Origin of the sequence: Nonomuraea sp. NPDC050790, from assembly GCF_044456745.1 — a bacterium.
Classification (GTDB): domain Bacteria; phylum Actinomycetota; class Actinomycetes; order Streptosporangiales; family Streptosporangiaceae; genus Nonomuraea.
The window spans coordinates 1-16,587 of sequence record NZ_JBITGF010000001.1 but is presented as its reverse complement, the minus strand read 5'-3'; the positions used below and the strand labels follow the sequence as shown (position 1 = coordinate 16,587).

19 protein-coding genes are annotated in these 16,587 nt (G+C 72.0%); 12 read left to right on the top strand and 7 right to left on the bottom strand.

The window, feature by feature from the left end:
- The 6 genes from ACIBEJ_RS00095 to ACIBEJ_RS00070 all read right to left on the bottom strand — a co-directional run bounded on the left by ACIBEJ_RS00095 (window position 1) and on the right by ACIBEJ_RS00070 (window position 4,121).
- Window positions 1-729 (bottom strand): ABC transporter ATP-binding protein, encoded by a 729-nt coding sequence (locus ACIBEJ_RS00095; protein ID WP_397180324.1) that lies wholly within the window; start codon window positions 727-729, stop codon window positions 1-3.
- Window positions 726-1,496: an ABC transporter permease gene (locus tag ACIBEJ_RS00090; RefSeq protein ID WP_397180323.1), complete on the bottom strand. Its 771-nt coding sequence runs from the start codon at window positions 1,494-1,496 to the stop codon at window positions 726-728. Before ACIBEJ_RS00090 ends, ACIBEJ_RS00095 begins: the two co-directional genes overlap by 4 nt.
- Complete coding sequence (locus ACIBEJ_RS00085; protein ID WP_397180322.1) at window positions 1,493-2,905, bottom strand: ABC transporter substrate-binding protein; 1,413 nt, start codon at window positions 2,903-2,905, stop codon at window positions 1,493-1,495. Before ACIBEJ_RS00085 ends, ACIBEJ_RS00090 begins: the two co-directional genes overlap by 4 nt.
- An 11-nt stretch (window positions 2,906-2,916) precedes the next feature.
- On the bottom strand, window positions 2,917-3,144 hold the full coding sequence (locus ACIBEJ_RS00080) for a ferredoxin family protein (RefSeq protein WP_397180321.1): 228 nt from the start codon (window positions 3,142-3,144) through the stop codon (window positions 2,917-2,919).
- A 2-nt stretch (window positions 3,145-3,146) separates the two neighbouring features.
- On the bottom strand, window positions 3,147-3,866 hold the full coding sequence (locus ACIBEJ_RS00075) for a GntR family transcriptional regulator (RefSeq protein ID WP_397180320.1): 720 nt from the start codon (window positions 3,864-3,866) through the stop codon (window positions 3,147-3,149).
- 117 nt (window positions 3,867-3,983) lie between these two features.
- Window positions 3,984-4,121 carry a hypothetical protein gene (locus tag ACIBEJ_RS00070; RefSeq protein WP_397180319.1) on the bottom strand — a complete coding sequence of 46 codons (138 nt, stop codon included), beginning with the start codon at window positions 4,119-4,121 and terminating at the stop codon, window positions 3,984-3,986.
- A 126-nt stretch (window positions 4,122-4,247) separates the two neighbouring features.
- Here ACIBEJ_RS00070 and ACIBEJ_RS00065 point away from each other — a divergent pair, with 126 nt between their 5' ends.
- The 11 genes from ACIBEJ_RS00065 to ACIBEJ_RS00015 all read left to right on the top strand — a co-directional run bounded on the left by ACIBEJ_RS00065 (window position 4,248) and on the right by ACIBEJ_RS00015 (window position 14,876).
- Entirely contained in the window at window positions 4,248-5,090 is an 843-nt protein-coding gene (locus ACIBEJ_RS00065) for a sulfotransferase family protein (RefSeq protein ID WP_397180318.1), read from the top strand.
- Window positions 5,087-6,259 (top strand): glycosyltransferase, encoded by a 1,173-nt coding sequence (locus tag ACIBEJ_RS00060; protein ID WP_397180317.1) that lies wholly within the window; start codon window positions 5,087-5,089, stop codon window positions 6,257-6,259. The genes ACIBEJ_RS00065 and ACIBEJ_RS00060 overlap by 4 nt, the downstream gene beginning before the upstream one ends.
- 225 nt (window positions 6,260-6,484) lie before the next feature.
- A complete protein-coding gene (locus ACIBEJ_RS00055; RefSeq protein WP_397180316.1) occupies window positions 6,485-8,155 on the top strand; it encodes an ABC transporter substrate-binding protein in 1,671 nt (556 codons plus the stop codon).
- Window positions 8,152-9,072, top strand: a complete 921-nt coding sequence (locus ACIBEJ_RS00050; RefSeq protein ID WP_397180315.1) for an ABC transporter permease — start codon at window positions 8,152-8,154, stop codon at window positions 9,070-9,072. Before ACIBEJ_RS00055 ends, ACIBEJ_RS00050 begins: the two co-directional genes overlap by 4 nt.
- Complete coding sequence (locus tag ACIBEJ_RS00045; protein ID WP_397180314.1) at window positions 9,069-10,052, top strand: ABC transporter permease; 984 nt, start codon at window positions 9,069-9,071, stop codon at window positions 10,050-10,052. Before ACIBEJ_RS00050 ends, ACIBEJ_RS00045 begins: the two co-directional genes overlap by 4 nt.
- Window positions 10,049-10,993, top strand: a complete 945-nt coding sequence (locus ACIBEJ_RS00040) for an ABC transporter ATP-binding protein (RefSeq protein WP_397180313.1) — start codon at window positions 10,049-10,051, stop codon at window positions 10,991-10,993. Before ACIBEJ_RS00045 ends, ACIBEJ_RS00040 begins: the two co-directional genes overlap by 4 nt.
- A complete protein-coding gene (locus ACIBEJ_RS00035; RefSeq protein ID WP_397180312.1) occupies window positions 10,990-11,913 on the top strand; it encodes an ABC transporter ATP-binding protein in 924 nt (307 codons plus the stop codon). Before ACIBEJ_RS00040 ends, ACIBEJ_RS00035 begins: the two co-directional genes overlap by 4 nt.
- A gap of 70 nt (window positions 11,914-11,983) precedes the next feature.
- Window positions 11,984-13,117 (top strand): MFS transporter, encoded by a 1,134-nt coding sequence (locus tag ACIBEJ_RS00030; protein WP_397180311.1) that lies wholly within the window; start codon window positions 11,984-11,986, stop codon window positions 13,115-13,117.
- A complete protein-coding gene (locus ACIBEJ_RS00025; RefSeq protein ID WP_397180310.1) occupies window positions 13,114-13,479 on the top strand; it encodes a BlaI/MecI/CopY family transcriptional regulator in 366 nt (121 codons plus the stop codon). Before ACIBEJ_RS00030 ends, ACIBEJ_RS00025 begins: the two co-directional genes overlap by 4 nt.
- Complete coding sequence (locus ACIBEJ_RS00020) at window positions 13,476-14,372, top strand: M56 family metallopeptidase (RefSeq protein WP_397180309.1); 897 nt, start codon at window positions 13,476-13,478, stop codon at window positions 14,370-14,372. Before ACIBEJ_RS00025 ends, ACIBEJ_RS00020 begins: the two co-directional genes overlap by 4 nt.
- A gap of 18 nt (window positions 14,373-14,390) precedes the next feature.
- Complete coding sequence (locus ACIBEJ_RS00015) at window positions 14,391-14,876, top strand: GNAT family N-acetyltransferase (protein ID WP_397180308.1); 486 nt, start codon at window positions 14,391-14,393, stop codon at window positions 14,874-14,876.
- Window positions 14,877-14,883: 7 nt separating this feature from the next.
- Here the strand turns inward: ACIBEJ_RS00015 and ACIBEJ_RS00010 are convergent, their stop codons facing one another.
- A complete protein-coding gene (locus tag ACIBEJ_RS00010) occupies window positions 14,884-15,984 on the bottom strand; it encodes an ROK family transcriptional regulator (RefSeq protein WP_397180307.1) in 1,101 nt (366 codons plus the stop codon).
- 94 nt (window positions 15,985-16,078) lie between these two features.
- Between ACIBEJ_RS00010 and ACIBEJ_RS00005 the strand changes: the two genes are divergently transcribed.
- A partial coding sequence (locus ACIBEJ_RS00005; protein WP_397180306.1) for an ABC transporter substrate-binding protein occupies window positions 16,079-16,587 on the top strand: 509 nt, incomplete at its 3' end.

Sequence of the window (16,587 nt, the reverse complement as noted above, 5' to 3'; positions counted from 1 at the left end):
TCACAGCTCCTTCAGCACGCGGGCGCGCAGGTCGTCGTCTTCTTCGCCGACCTCGATGACTGTGCGCAGCGCACCGCCGCCGATCACCGCGACGCGGTCGCCGAGCAGCAGCGCCTCGTCCACGTCGTGGGTGACGAACACGACGGTGGCTCGGGTCTCACGCAGCACTCCGCGCAGGAGCCGCTGCATGCCGGCGCGGGTCTGCGGGTCCAGCGCGCCGAAGGGCTCGTCCATGAGTACGGCCCGCGGCGCCCCGGCCAGCGCGCGGGCGAGCTGCACCCGTTGCCGCATGCCGCCGGACAGTTCGCGGGGCAGCAGGCCGGCCGACTCGGTGAGCCCGACGCGGGCCAGCCAGGACGCCGCCGCGGCGCGGCGCTCGGCCCGCGGCACCTTCCGCAGCACCAGCGGCAGCTCCACGTTGCGCCGCACGGTACGCCAGGGCAGCAGGCCGTCGTCCTGGAAGACCATGGCGCGCTCGGCGGAGGTGGCGGCCACCTCGACGCCGTCGGCCAGGACCCGGCCGGCGGCCGGTCGCAGCAACCCGGCCAGGGCGCGCAGCAGCGTGGACTTGCCCGACCCCGACGCGCCCGCGACGGCCAGCACCTCCCCCGGCCGGATCGCCAGGTCGAGGCCGCGCAGCACGGGGGCGCGGCCGTACCCGAGGGTGAGCTTCTCGGCGGTCAGGGCCAGCCCGCGCACGGCCGGGGCCCGCTCGGTCAGCGTGGTCACGCCGCGCTCCCTTCGCCGCGTGGCAGCCAGCGGGTGACCCTGCGCCCGGCCAGTTCGACGGCGGCCGAGGTGAGCCAGCCGAGCAGGCCGATGGTGGCCATGCCGACGATCACGGCGGGGTAGTCGACCAGCGTGTAGGCGTTCCAGGTGCGGTAGCCGACGCCGAACTCGCCGGAGATCATCTCCGCGGAGATCACGCAGATCCAGGCCACGCCCATGCCGACCGACAGCCCGCCGAACACGCCGGGCAGGATGCCGGGCAGCACGACGTGCCACAGCACGTGGCGGCGGCCGGCGCCGAGGGTCCTGACCGCGTCCTCCCAGAGGGTCGGCAGCGCGCGTACGGCGTGCCGCGTGCTCACCATCACCGGGAAGAACGCGGCGGCGAAGGTGATGAAGACGATGCCCTGCTCGTCGGCGGGGAACAGCAGGATCGCGATCGGCACCAGCGCGATGGCCGGGATCGGCCGCACCACCTCCAGCAGCGGCAGCAGCAACGGGCCCGCCCGGCGCGAGCGGGTGACGAGTACGCCCGCGGCCACGCCCGCGACGGCGGCGATGGCGAAGCCGGTGAGGATGCGCAGGAGGCTCTGGAGGAGGTCGAGGTAGTACAGGGAGGTGGTGAGCTCGGTGGCGAAGCGCGCGGCGACCTCGTCCAGCGACGGCAGCCGGTCGAAGCGCAGCCACAGGCGGGCGTCGGTGACGGTGAGCACCTGCCAGAGGGCGGCGGCGGCCAGCAGCGAGCCGATCCTGGCGACCTGTCTCATCGCAGCGCCCCTTTCTCCTGCGCTCCGGCACGCGTCAAGGCTCCGGCGCTCGTCAAAGCGCCGGCTTTCCGCACGGCTTCCGCGTAGGTGATCGGCTTGGCGGATGGGTGGGCCGCGCGGTGGGCGTCGGCGCCTTCGCGGGTGGTGAAGGGCAGGAAGGCGTCCTTGTCCTGGAGCCAGACCGACTTGTCGGCGAACCAGCGGGTCCCGGTGGCGGTGTCGGGCACGTACGCGGCCCGGACCTGGCCCGTGCCGGCCGCGGCGATCTGGCGCAGCAGGCAGGTGGGGGTGGCGGCGGGCTGGATGGGGCCGGTGACGGGCCAGAGTTCCGAGGCGGTGCGCGGGTCGGTGACCGGGACGCCGCAGGCCGGGTCGGTGCCGGTGATCTTCGCGGGGTTGGCGGTGGAGGCGGTGTCGGCGTCGTAGGCGGGGCCGTACGCGGTGCGGAGGTAGGAGTCGTTGACGAAACGGGCGAGATCTACCCCGGCGAAGTCCGGACTTATGCGTTTCAGGTATTGGATGTCGTGCTGGTGGGCGGCCCTGAGCTGCGGCTTGAGCGTCGCGTCGAAGGTCGCGATGCCGCCGGGCCCGTTGTACAGGTAGACCACCTCGGGCGGCAGCCCCGTCACCTTCGCCACCAGTTCCGCCGCGCGCAGCGGGTTGGCGTGCAGGTAGCGGGTGGCGTCCAGTTGCGCCTTCAGGAAGGCGTCCACGACCTGCGGATTCTCCTTCGCGTACGGCCGGCGCGCCACCACCCCGTGAAAGGTCGGCACCCCCAGGGCGGAGCCGTCGTAGAGCAGCCTGGCCTTGTCCTGGAAGACCAGCAGCCCCGGCCAGGCCACGAACTGCGCGTACGCCCGCACGCCGCCCGCCTCCAGTTGCGCCGCCCCGACCGGCGGCTGGTGGTTGACCACCTCGACCCCGGCCGTCCCGGCCCTCTCCAGCGCCTGGACCAGCGTGCCGTGCCCGGCGGAACCCACGCTGGCCGAGACCTTGGCGCCCTTGAGCCCGGCGAGCGTGGCGATCTTCGCCTCCGGCGGGACGACGACCATGTTGAGGCCGCCGCGCAGGTTGTAGCCGGTGATCGAGATCAGCTCGGTGTCCTTGGCGCGGGAGGCGTTGATCAGCAGCGGGTAGTCGCCCATGGAGCCGATGTCGATCTTCCCGGCGACCATCTTGGCGGTGATCGGGGCGCCGGTGTCGTGGTCCTGCCACTCGACGGAGTACCCGTCGCCCAGGCGCCTTTCCAGGTAGCCGAGCTCGCGCAGCAGGGTTCCCGCGGTCACGGTGTTGATGGTCTTGGACTGGTAGCCGACCACCAGCCGCTTCTTGCCGGGGGCGGCTGCCGTACCGGCCAGGGAGCAGCCGGCGAGGGACAGCAGGAGGGCGGCGGCGAGCGCCACGCGCATGGCTCGTCCTTTCAGCGCAGCAGGTAGGGGATGTCGATGGTGACGGCGTCGACGGGGCAGCGGGCCGCGCACGGCCCGCAGTACCAGCATTCGTCGACGTGCATGTACGCCTTGCCGGTCACGTCGCTGATCGCGAGCGAGTCGAGCGGGCAGGCGTCGACGCAGAGCGTGCAGCCGTCGATGCAGAGGGACTCGTCGATGGTGACGGGCACCTCGGCCCGCTGGGTGATCAGGGCCATGGCTACTCCCGGTTGAGGTGGCCGCGCATGGTCAGCCGGTCGCCCCTGAAGCGGATGAACTCCAGGTCGACCGGGCGGCCGTCGGACAGGTGGGTGAGCCGCTCCACCATGAGCAGCGCGGCTCCGCGTGGCGCTTCGAGGGCGGCGGCGGTGTGGGCGTCGGCGTTGACCGCCTCCAGGCTGAGCTCGGCCGTGCCGAGCGGCTGGCCGGTGACGGCTTCGAGCAGGACGAAGATGTCGTTGTGCGCCAGGTCCGCGTCGAACAGCGGCTCCCCCGCCTCGCGCACCAGGTAGGTGAGGTCGAGGGAGAGGGGCACGCCGTTGAGTCTGCGCAGCCGTTCGAGATAGACGACCTGTTCCCCCGCCGGGACCCGCAGCCGCGCCGCGACCGCCGCCGGAGCCTCGATGAGGGTCATGGTCCGTACGAGGTTGACCACCTGGCCGTGTTCGTGGAGGGTCTCGGCGAGACCGAGCAGCCGGTGCAGCCCGTGCGGGTACTTCTCGGCCGCCACGGTGGTCCCGACGCCGGGACACCGCTCGACCAGCCCTTCCTCCCGCAGCAGGTCCAGGGCGGCGCGGACGGTGTTGCGCGAGATGCGGTACTCGCGCGCCAGCACCGCCTCCCTGGGCAGCCTGCCCCGCCCGAACTGCCCGCCCACGATCTGCCCGCGCAGCAGATCGGCTGCCTGCCGGGCCCGATCCGCCCGCCGCCGTGTCTCCACACGGCCTAACCTAGCAATCCGGTAGGTTAATAGGGATAACGGCTGGATTGCGCCACCCGCCCCCACCCCCCACCAGCACCCCCACCCGAGATCCGCCACCTGCCGGCGGCGGCTCCGCTAGGAGGTGCGGGCAGGCAGGCGGGCCGGCTTGGCCGGCGTGGCGGGGTTCTCGTGACGCGGGCGCGTCAGCCGCAGGGTCGCCAGTACTCCGACGACCGTGAGCGTTGCATAGATCAGCACAATCCAGGCGATCACTGTCCTGCTCCCTTGCCCTGGTTTCTCGAAAGATTCTTAACAGAAGGAACCCGGCAAACAACCTAAAAAGGGCAAAGGATGAAGCTGCCAGCTCAGCTTCAGATTCGCGGAGTAGCCTCCGGCGGCATGACATGGCAGCGCAGATTCAACAAGGCGCTGGCCAGGTACACGGGATACCAACTCAAGCGCCCGGAAAAGGAAGAAACCGGCCCCGCCGAGCTTGGGACCGTCCGGCCGCCCGCCCAACCCAGCACCGACCGGCTGCTCGTCGCGCCCGTGTTCGTGATCTGCCCGGTGCGCTCCGGCTCGACGCTGCTGCGCTCGATGCTCAACGCGCACTCCCAGTTGCACGCCCCGCACGAGCTGCACATCCGCCGCCTGACCGTCGGATTCGGTACGAAGCTCGCCGAGCACGCCATGACCGAACTCGGGCACAACCGGGCCGATCTCGAACACCTGCTCTGGGACCGGGTCCTGCACAGGGAACTGGTGCGCAGCGGCAAGCCGTACCTGGTGGACAAGACGCCCGCCAATGCCTTCGCCTACCGGCGGCTCGCCACCTGCTGGCCGGACGCGCGGTTCGTGTTCCTGACGCGCCACCCGGGCGCGATCGCCGCCTCCTGGTACGAGGCCGCGCCCGACCGGCGTACCCGCGAGGAGGCGGCGGCCGACGCGCTGCGCTACATGACCGCGGTCCAGCGCGCCAGGAAGGCGCTGCCGGGACCGACCGTCCGTTACGAGGACCTCACCGCCGACCCCGAGCGCGCCACCCGCGCCGTCTGCGACTACCTCGGCCTGCCGTGGGAGCCGGGCATGCTCGCGTACGGCCGGCCCGAGGTGATCCGCAAGGGCCTCGGCGACTGGAAGGACAAGATCGCCTCGGGAGTCGTCCAGCCCGCGCGCGAGACCCCGGCCGGCACCCCGGAGATCCTCAAGCCGATCTGCGAGGCATGGGGATACACGCCATGAAAGTCCGCTATCTGCTCCTGCACGCCTACGGCATGGGCGGCACCGTCCGCACCGTGCTCGGCCAGGCCGGGGCCATGGCCCGCCTCGGGCACGAGGTGGAGGTCGTCAGCGTGGTGCGCCGCCGCGAGGAGCCCCACTTCCCCTTCGAGCCGCGCCTGCGCGTGTCCACGCTGGTCGACCAGCGGGCCGGGGTCGCCGCCGACTCGACGGCGCGCAGGGCGTGGCGGCGGGTGCGCGGCAAGATCGTGCCGCTGGGCGAGTTCGCCGCCGACTACTTCACCGAGCGGGTGGAACGCTCCGTCATGGACTACGTGGCCGGCGTGCGCGACGGCGTCCTGGTCACCACCCGGCCCGCGCTGAGCCTGATCGCGGCCCGCCGCGGTTCGCGCCGGGTGATCCGGGTCGCGCAGGAGCACATGCCGCTGTCGGCGTACCGGGAGCCGGTGCGCGCGCAGATCCTGCGCCACTACGGCAAGCTCGACGCCATCGCCGTACTGACCTCCGCGAGCCGGGACGAATACCACAACGCCCTGCCCGGCACCCCCGTCGTCCGCATCCCCAACGCCGTCTACACCACCGACACCACGGCCGCCACCCAGGACAACCCCGTGGTGATCGCGGCCGGCCGCCTGGTCCACCAGAAGGGCTTCGACCTGCTGATCCCGGCCTTCGCCCAGGCGTCGGCGGGGCACCCCGAGTGGAAGCTCCGCATCTACGGCACCGGCCCCAAGCACCCCCAGCTCACCACCCTCATCCGCGACCACGGCCTCCAGGACCGGGCCCGCCTGATGGGCCGCACCCGCGCCCTGGACGCCAAGCTCGCCGGCGCCTCCGTCTACGCCCTGAGCTCGCGCTTCGAGGGCCTGCCCATGGTCATGATCGAGGCGATGAGCCACGCGCTGCCGGTCGTCGCCTTCGACTGCCCGACCGGCCCCGCCGACGTCCTGACCGACGGCCGCGACGGCCTCATCATCCCGCCGGGCGACGTGGACGCCTTCGCGGCCGCTCTCGGCCGCCTCATGTCCGACCGCGCCGAACGGCTGCGCATGGGCGCGGCGGCGGCCCGCACCGCCGGCGGGTACGCGGTCGAGGTGGTGATGCCGATGTGGGAGGACTTCTTCGGCGAACTCCTCAGCGGCGAACACGTCACCGACAGCTACTGGCCCTGATCACGCCCTGAAGCGTCAGCCGGCCGGGGCGGTCCTGTACGGCCCGCACCACCGGCCACTCCGCCGTTCCAGTAAGCCTGCCACACCGGATCGGCGCCCAGCGGCTGCCCTTCACACGGGTGATCGCTGGGCCTTGTAGTGCCATGTGGTATGTGCAATGTTATACAGCAGCCATCCCGGGTCCGGCGCACACCACAAGGCACCAAGATCAGCAACGGAGCGATCATGACCACGATGCCGAAGAAGCTCCTCGCCGCCCTCTTATGCGCCGGCGTCACCGCCTGCGGCGGCGTCCGGCAGGCGAGCAGCGGTGAGACCGCCGACGACGGCGGCGCCAAGGGCGGCACGCTCACCGTCCTCGCGATCAGCGACTTCGGTCACCTGGACCCGGCCCGCAACTGGACCATGCCGGACATGATGTTCGGCACCCGCCTGCTCTACCGCACGCTGACCACCTACAAGGCAGGCAGCTCGGAGATCGTCCCCGACCTCGCCACCGACCTGGGCACCTCCGCCGACGGCGGCCAGACCTGGACGTACACCCTCAAGGACGGCCTCAAGTACGAGGACGGCACGCCGATCAGGGCCGCCGACATCAAGTACAACGTCGAGCGCTCGATGTCCCCCGACATCAGCAGCGGGCCCGACTACGCGCAGAAGCTGCTCGTCGGCGGCACCGCGTACAAGGGCCCCTACGACGGAAAGAGCCTCGACTCGATCGAGACGCCCGACGACAGGACGATCGTCTTCAAGCTGAAGCGCCCGGCCGGCGAGTTCCCGTACACGGTCACGCTGACCACCTTCTCCCCCGTGCCCAAGGCCAAGGACACCAAGGTCGAGTACGACAACCGCCCCTTCTCCTCCGGCCCGTACAAGATCGAGAAATACGACCGGGGCAAGGAGCTCGTCCTGGTCCGCAACGAGCACTGGGACCGGAAGACCGACCCGGTACGGCTCGCGCTGCCCGACCGCGTCCACGTCAAGCAGGGCCAGGACAAGGACACCGTCACCGACCGCCTGATCGCCGCCTCCGGCGCGGACGCCGCCGCCGTGGCCTGGGGCCCGGCGGGGCCGCAGAGCCTGTCGAAGATCCTGCCCGACCCGCGGGCGAAGCAACGCCTGTTCACCGGCGTCACCGGCTGCACCAGCACGCTGGTGTTCAACATGAACAAGAAGCCCCTGGACGACCCGAAGGTGCGCCAGGCGATCCACCACGCCATCGACAAGGAGTCGGTGCAGACGGCGATGGGCGGGCCGAACATGGCCGACATCGCCACCGCCTACCTGCCGCCCGCCATGACCGGCGGCGCCCGGCAGGACGTGTACGGCATCCCGCCGGTCGGCGACGTGACCAAGGCGAAGGCGTTGCTGGCCGAGGCCGGGGTCACCGTACCGCTGAAGATGAGGCTGACCGCGACGACCGGATCCTCGAACAACGTCGAGGTGGCGATCCAGGAGAGCCTGAAGAAGATCGGCATCGAGGTCGAGATCAACGCGGTCGACGGCTCGGTCTACTACGACCTGCTCGGCGACCAGTCCAAGGCCGACGAGATGGGCGTCTACGGCTGGTGCCCCGACTACCCCAACGGCTCCAGCTTCCTGCCGCCGCTCTTCGACAGCCGCGGCATCAAGAAGACCGGCAACAGCGGCAACGTGGCCTACTTCAAGGACGCCGCGATCGACCGGAAGATCGACGACATCTACGCCATCATCGAGAAGAACGCCTCGAACAAGGCGTGGCAGGAGCTCGACTCCGAGATCATGCGCCACCTGCCCCAGGCGCCCCTCTACCTGGAGAAGCGCGGCTACCTGGTCGGCAAGAACGTCGTCGGCGCGGTCAACCACCCGGTCTGGGCCGCCCAGCTCGACTACGCCGTCATCGGCGTCAAGAAGTGAGCGCGGCCACCACGGCCCGCCCCCGCTCTCCCGGACGCATCGCCCTGGCGCGGCTGCGCGCGGACCGGCCGGCGATGGCCGGCCTCGCCATCGCCGCCACGCTGGTGGCGCTGGCCGCCCTGGCTCCGGTGATCACCGCGTGGACGGGCTGGGCGCCGGAGACCCTCGACAAGGCCGCCGTCGACCCCGACCTCGGCGGCCTGCCGAGGGGCCCGTGGGGCGGCATCGGTCCCGAGCACCTGCTCGGCGTCGAGCCGGTGACCGGCCGCGACGTGCTGAGCAGGATCCTGTACGGCGGGCAGATCTCACTGCTCATCGCCCTGCTCGCCACGGTGATCACGGTGTTCACCGGCGTCGTCCTGGGTCTGCTGGCCGGGTTTTTGGGCGGCTGGGCCGACACGGTGATCAGCAGGCTGGCCGACCTGCTGATGTCCTTCCCGAGCCTGATCTTCATGATCGCGATCCTGTCCGTGGTGCGCGACATCAACCGGATCGTGCTGCTGGTGACCGTCATGTCGATCTTCGGCTGGACCGTGATGGCCCGCATCGTGCGCGGCCAGGTGCTCACGCTCAGGCACAGCGAGTACGTCGAGGCCGCCCTGGTCGGCGGCGCGATGACCGGCCACATCCTGCGCAAGGAGGTGCTGCCCGGCCTGACCGCGCCGATCCTCGTCTACGCCACGCAGGCCATTCCCGCCTACATCGGGGCGGAGGCGGCGCTGAGCTTCCTGGGCGTCGGCGTCAGGCAGCCCACCCCGTCGTGGGGCCAGATGATCAACAACGCCCGCGGCTGGTTCATGACCGATCCCCTGTACCTGGCCGTGCCCTGCCTGTTCCTGGGCCTGACCGTGCTCGCCTTCACCCTGCTCGGCGACGGGCTGCGGGACGCCTTCGACCCGAAGGAGGCGGCCACGTGATCGCGTACGCGCTGCGCCGACTGGGCGCCGTGGCCCTCATCCTGCTGGCCATCTGCGCCATCACCTTCACGGTCTTCTACCTGCTGCCCGACGACCCCGCGCTGGACGCCTGCGGCAAGAGCTGCACGGCCGAGCGGCTCCAGGACGTCCGGCACGCGATGGGCCTGGACCGGCCGGTGGCCGTCCAGTTCCTGACCTACGTGGCCGGCATCTTCACCGGGCGCACGCTGGGCACCACCGGGCTGGAGTGCGCGGCGCCCTGTTTCGGATACTCCTGGCAGTTCGCCACCCCCGTCAGGGACCTGCTCCTGGACCGGCTGGCGGTCAGCGCCTCGCTGGCCGCGGGCGCCGCCGTACTGTGGCTGGTGGTGGGCGTCGCGCTGGGCGTCGTGGCGGCCCTGCGCAAGGGCTCACTGCTGGACCGCGGGATCGTGCTGTCGGCGCTGACCACCACCTCGGTGCCGGTCTACCTGGTCGCCGCGCTCCTGCTCTACGTCGTGGTCCTCCAGGGCGAACTGCTGCCCTTCCCCGACTACCAGCCGCTCCTGGAGGACCCGGCCGCCTGGCTGACCAGCCTGATCCTGCCGTGGATCGCGCTGGCCGCCCTCTACGCGGCCATGTACGTCCGCCTCACCCGCGCCTCGATGATCGAGACGATGGCCGAGGCGTACATCAGGACCGCCCGCGCCAAGGGCCTGCCCGAGCGGACGGTGGTGGTCAAACACGGCCTGCGTGCCACCATGACGCCGATCCTCACCGTCTTCGGCATCGACCTCGGCGGCCTGCTGGCCGGCGCGATGATCACCGAGACGATGTTCGGGCTGCCCGGCCTGGGCAAGCTGACCTTCGACGCGATCGCCAGATCCGACCAGCCGGTGGTGCTCGGGGTGACGCTCCTGGCGGCGTTCTTCGTCACCTTCGCCAACCTGGCCGTGGACCTGCTCTACGGCGTCATCGACCCGAGGGTGAGGTATTCGTGATCCTCGACGTCACCGATCTGACCGTGAGCTTCGGCGCCACCACGGTGGTCGACGGCCTCTCGCTCTCGGTGGACCGCGGCCGCACGCTGGGCGTCGTCGGCGAGTCCGGCTCGGGCAAGTCCGTCTCGTCGCTGGCCGTCATGGGCCTGCACCGCGCGGCCACCGTGACCGGCTCGATCCTGTTCGACGGGGACGAGCTCGTGGGGGCGCCCGCCGAGCGGCTGCGCCGGTTGCGCGGCTCCCGGATGGCGATGATCTTCCAGGATCCGCTGACCTCGCTGCATCCCTTCTACACGGTGGGGGAACAGATCGCCGAGGCCCACCGGCTGCACCGCCGTACCAGCAGGAAGGTCGCTCGGGAACGCGCGGTGGAGATGCTCGCCGAGGTCGGCATCCCCGACCCGCGGCGGCGGGCCGGCGAGCACCCGCACCGCTTCTCCGGCGGCATGCGCCAGCGCGTGATGATCGCGATGGCGCTGGCCTGCGAGCCCGACCTGCTCATCGCCGACGAGCCGACGACCGCGCTCGACGTGACCGTCCAGGCGCAGATCCTCGAACTGATCAGGCGGATCCAGGAGGACCGCAGGCTCGCCGTCATCATGATCACGCACGACCTCGGCGTGGTCGCCCGCGTCGCCGACGAGATCCTCGTCATGTACGGCGGGCGCGCCGTCGAAAGAGCCGACGCCAGGCCGCTGTTCAAGGATCCACGCCACCCCTACACCCGGGGGCTGCTCGACTCGATCCCCGGCGTCGGCAAGGACGACGGCGGGCGGCTGAGGGCCATCCCCGGCGCCCCGCCCTCGCCGCGGGCCTTCCCGCCCGGCTGCCGCTTCCATCCTCGCTGCCCGTCGGCCCTGGCGGTCTGCGCGCAGGAGCCGCCCGCGCTGACCGGCACCCGCCGCATGATCGCCTGCCATCTCGAAGGAGCGCGGCCATGACGCTGCTGTCCGTCCACGACCTGCGGGTGAGCTTCAAGACCGGACGCCGTATCGAGGTCAGGGCCGTGGACGGGGTCGGCTTCGAGATCGCGGCGGGCGAGACGCTGGGGCTGGTGGGCGAGTCCGGCTGCGGGAAGTCCACCACCGGGCGGGCGATCGTCCGCCTCGTGGAGCCGTCGGCCGGAACCGTCCGCCTGGACGGGCGCGACATCACCCACGCCGGCCGGCGCGAACTGCTGTCCTCGCGCAAGGACCTGCAGATGATCTTCCAGGATCCGTTCGCCTCGCTGAACCCCCGGCAGACGGTCCACCAGATCGTCTCCGGCCCGCGCCGCCTGCTCGACCACGCGGGCACCGCCGAACTGCTCACCAAGGTCGGGCTCTCGCCCGAGCACGCCGGCCGCTTCCCGCACCAGTTCTCCGGCGGCCAGGCCCAGCGCATCGGCATCGCCAGGGCGCTGGCCTCGCGGCCGAAGCTGGTCGTCTGCGACGAGCCGGTCTCGGCCCTGGACGTCTCGGTCCAGGCCCAGATCGTCAACCTGCTGGCCGACCTGCAGGCGGAGCTGGGCCTGGCGTACCTGTTCATCGCGCACGACCTGGCCGTGGTGCGGCACGTCAGCTCCCGGGTCGCGGTCATGTACCTGGGCCGGATCGTGGAGATCGGCCCGAGCGAGCGGCTCTACGACGACCCCGCGCACCCCTACACCCGGGCGCTGCTGTCGGCGATACCGGTTCCCGACCCCGACACCGAGGCCACCCGGCAGCGGATCGTGCTCAAGGGCGACCCGCCCAGCCCGGCGGACCCGCCGCCCGGATGCTCCTTCCATCCGCGCTGCCCCGTGGCACAGGAGCTCTGCCGCGTGAGCGCGCCGGACCTGCGGGAGGTGAACGGCCGGCAGGTCGCCTGCCACCTGGCCTGACCCCGAGAGCGCCTACTACACGGTGTAGCGTTACACACCGTAGTAGACCTCCGGCCTTCGGGAGTGCGTGGTGCGCAGATCCGCCCTGTTAGTCGTCTGCCTGACGGTCTTCGTGGACCTGCTGGGCTTCACGATGATCCTTCCGTCCCTCCCCTTCTTCGCCGCCGGCCTGGGCGCGACCGGTCTGTGGTTCGGGGCGCTGATGACGGCGTACTCGCTGGCGCAGTTCGTGGCCGCCCCCGTGCTCGGCCGGCTCTCCGACCGGTACGGCAGGCGTCCCGTCCTGCTGGTCACCCTGGCCGGATCGGCGGTATCGCTGGCGCTGACCGGCCTGGCCGACACACTGTGGTGGCTGCTGGCCGCCCGGGTGCTGGCCGGGCTGTTCGGCGGGGCCATCGCGGTCGCCCAGGCGTACGTCGGCGACGCCGTGCCCCCGGAGCGCAGGACCGCGGCGATGGCAGGGCTCGGCGCCGCGACCGGCATGGCGTTCATCGTGGGACCGGCGATCGGGGCGGCGCTGGGCTCGTGGGGCCTGTCGGGCAGCGCGTACGCGGCCGCCGGTGTCGCCGTGGTCAACCTCGCCTTCGCCGCCTTCCTGCTGCCCGAGCCCACCAGGACGGCGCCGCCCGCGCAGCCGGGACGCGAGTCCGACCGGCGGGTCCGGCTGCTGGCCGGGGCGCAGTTCCTGGCCATGGCCGCCTTCGTGGGGATGGAGACCACGCTGGCCTTCCTCGGCAGGGCGACGTTCGGCTGGGACGCCACCCAGCTCGGCCTCGTCCTGGCCGCGGCGGGGCTGGCGATGTCGCTCGTGCAGATGGGGCCGGTCACGGCCTTGGCCGCGCGCTGGGGCGAGGCCAAGGTCGCGGCCCTCGGCGCCGCGGTGATGCTGACCGCCATGGTGGCGATCCCGTTCGTGCCCGAGGTGTGGTGCGTGGTGGCCGTGTGCGTGCTCGCCGCCGGGCACGGGGTGATGACGCCGGCCGCGACCAGCCTGCTCGCCGCCTGCGGGCCCGCCGAGCGGCAGGGCGCGCGGATGGGCATCGGGCAGGCGGCCCAGGCGGCGGCCCGTGCCGTCGGCCCGGCCGGGGCGGGGGTGCTGTTCGACGTGGGGACGGCGGTGCCGTACCTGGCGGGGGCGGCGCTGGCGGGGCTGACGGCGGCGTCGGTGCTGGCGGCCGGGGACGCCGATAGGGTGCCCACGTGAACAGCCTCGGCGACCTTGAGCGGGCCATCATGGACGTGCTGTGGGACAGCGGCCGCCCGCTCACCGTGCGCGACGTGGTCAACGCCATCACCGGGCGCAAGCTCGCGTACACCACGGTCATGACCGTCATGAACCGCCTCGTGCGCAAGGACTTCATCCGCCGCGAACGTGACGACGACGGGCGTACCTGGGTCTATCAGGCGGCGGCCGGGCGCGAGGCGTACATCGCCGAGCTCATGCTCTCCGCGCTCGGCGAGACCGGCGACCGCCTGGCCGCCCTCAGCCACTTCGCCCGCTCGGTCACCGACGCCGAGGCCGAGGCGCTGCGCGAGTCGCTGCCGGGCGGCGAGGAGCCGACGTGACCTACGCCGCCCACCACCTGGTCGTCCTGGCGCTGGCCGCGGCGGCCGCCCGCGCGATGCTCCGCGCGGCCTGGCCGGCCAGGGCGCCCGCCACGGCGCTGCTGGTCTGGCAGGCCATCGCGCTGTCCGGCGTGACGGCCGCGATCGGCCTGCCGCTCGCCGTGGGCCTGGCCCCCTACCACCGCGGCACGGTGACGGCCCTCGCCGCGCTCGCCACCGGCGAGCACCGGCTCACCGCCGCGCAGAGCGTGACCGCCGCCGCGGGCGTGGCGCTGCTGCTGTGGCTGCTGGCCGCGCTGGCGCTGAGCGCCCATTCCGTGATGGCGGTACGGCGCCGCCACCGCGCCCTGCTGCTCCTGGTCGCCAGGGCCCAGCCGGGGCTGGGCGGCGGCGTGTCCGTGATCGACCATCCGGCGATCGCCGCGTACTGCGTCCCCGGCCTCCAGTCCTCCATCGTCGTCAGCACCGGCGCCCTCGGCCTGCTGGCCCCCTCCGAACTGGCCGCCGTGCTCGCCCACGAGCGCGCCCACTCGCGCGAGCGGCACGACCTGGTCCTGCTGCCGTTCACGGCGCTGTGCCGGGCGCTGCCGTGGAGCCGCGGCGCGCGTACGGTGCTGGAGGCCGTGGCGCTGCTCGTCGAGATGCGCGCCGACGACCGCGCCGCCCGCGAGCACGACCGGCGGCTGCTGGCCGGCGCGCTGCGCCGCTTCCGCGACCGGGACGACGTGCTGGCCCCGGCGGGCACGCTCGGCGCCGGCGCGGCGCTGGACGCCAGGATCCGCCGCCTCGGCCGGCTGCCCGGCGGGGCGGGCCCGCTGTTCAGGACCACGCTGCTGACGACCGCCCTGACCCTGCTCAGCACCCCGATCAGCCTGTTCCTGCTCCCCCTGTGAGCTCCCGTATCCTGCATCATGGACATTCGACCGGTCGAGCCCGCCGACCTTCCCGCCCTGGTGGATCTGGCCTGCGCGGTCTTCGGGCCGTTCTATCTGGACTCGTTCCGGCCGCTGGCCGGCGAGATCGTCTTCGCCAACCGGCACGGCGACTGGCAAGAGGACTACCGCCGCCACCTGGCCGGCGTCCACGACCCCGCCCAGGGGAGGTACGCCGCCGTCGCCTGGGCCGGGGACGAGGTGGCCGGGTTCGCCGGGTGGGTCGTGCAGGAGGCCGAGCGGCACGGTGAGATCGACATCGTGGCCGTCGCCCCCGCACGTCGGCGGCACGGAATCGGACGAGCCCTGGTCGAGCACGCGCTGCGCGAGATCAAGGCCACCGGAGTGGTGGACGTGGTCTCGGTCGGCACCGGCGGGGACGACTTCCACGCCCCGGCGCGCGCCCTCTACGAGTCGTTCGGGTTCACTCCCTACCCGCATGTCAACTACACGAAGGCGCTCTGAGCGCCGGTCACCGCCTCGCCTCCTCGACGATGAACAGTTCGGCCTCCACCTGGTCCAGCGCGAGCCGTACCGCGCCCAGGGCGACGCACTCCTCGCCCAGGATGGAGGTCTCGACCTGGACCGGGAAGAGGAGGAGCCGGGCCAGCTCGGCCCGCAGCCGCTCGGCGAGCTGCTGCCCCGCCCGCGACAGGCCGCCGCCGATGACGACGAGCTGGGGATCGACGGTCAGGACGGTGGCGGCGACGCCGGTCGCCAGGTCCTTGACGAACGCGGTCACGATCGTGGCCGCCTCCGGATCACCGGCGCGGACGGCGGCGAACAGCCGCTCGGGCCCGTAGGAGCGAACCCGGTCGAGCGCGGTGTACCAGCCGACCTCGCGCAGGACCCCGATCTCCCCCGCGCCGCCGTTGTAGCCGAGATGAAGCCGGCCGCCGATCAGCACACCGACCGAGATGCTGCGGCCGACCATCAGGTAGATCACCTCGCTCACGGACCGCGCCGCCCCGCGCCAGTGCTCGGCGAGCGTGGCCAGCTTGGTGTCGTTCGCGACCAGCACGGGGTACGGCCGGCCGGACCCCAGCTCACCGGCCAGGTCGAGGCCCTGCCAGTCGGGCAGCCGGTCGCTCACCACGACCTTGCCCTCCGAGATCACCCCGGTCGTGCCCACCCCGAGCGCGCGCAGCCGGTGGCCACGCGTGGCCCGCTCGATCACCTCCCGGGCCGCGGCCAGCCGGTCGGCGGCGCTCATCTCCGGGTCCACCTCGGCCCTGGCACTGCTGACGATGTCGCCGCGCAGGTCGGTGACCAGGCAGAGCACCTTGTGCGGGCCGATGTCCACGCCCGCGAGATGCCCCGCCTCGGGCCGGAAGCGGTAGCGCTTGGCCGGGCGACCGACCGGGCGGGGCCCGTCCGGGGCGGGCCGCACTTCCTCGGCCAGGCCCTGTTGTTCCAGGTCGGAGACGATCTCCTCGACGGTGGGCCGGGAGAGCTGGCTGCCGCGCACCAGCTCGGTGAAGGTCAGCTCGTCGGCGGCATGCAACACCCGCAGCACCGCGACCACGTTGAGGCGGCGTAGCAGCGCCGGATCTCCACCCGACAACTTGACCATGAGCTCCCCCTTGCCAACACAGCGGCCACGATGCTAGACCATATGCACATTATTAAACAACCTTGGGTTTAATAACTCGCCAAGGGAGCCCCCCATGAGCAAGAAGGCCCTGTGCCTGGGCGTGCTGGCCGTCAGCGCGCTGGCCGCGTGCGCGCCTGCCGGTTCCGGCCCGACCGCCGGTAGTCCTGGCGGCGCGTCGGCGTCGGGCGGGAAGAAGGAGATCTCGTTCCTGGTGTTCGAGACGCCGAACCTGACTCCGCAGTACTGGGACGAGGCGATCAAGCGGGTCACCGACAAGCATCCGGACCTGGTGGTGAAGAAGATCGTCGCGCCGTCGGCCGGGGAGCGGAACGCCTACGCCAAGCAGCTGTTGGCGTCGGGGCAGTTGCCGGATGTGATGCAGGCGATCGCGCCGGCGGGGTTCGCCGAGAGCGGCAACCTGCACGCCTGGACCGAGCAGGAACTGGCCGCGTATGAGTACCCGCGGTCCAACCCGCTGGGCGGGAAGATCTACCAGCTTCCCTACAACTCGCAGCCGACACCGCTGGTCTACTACAACAAGAAGCTGTTCGCGCAGGCCGGGATCAGCGCGCCGCCGAAGAC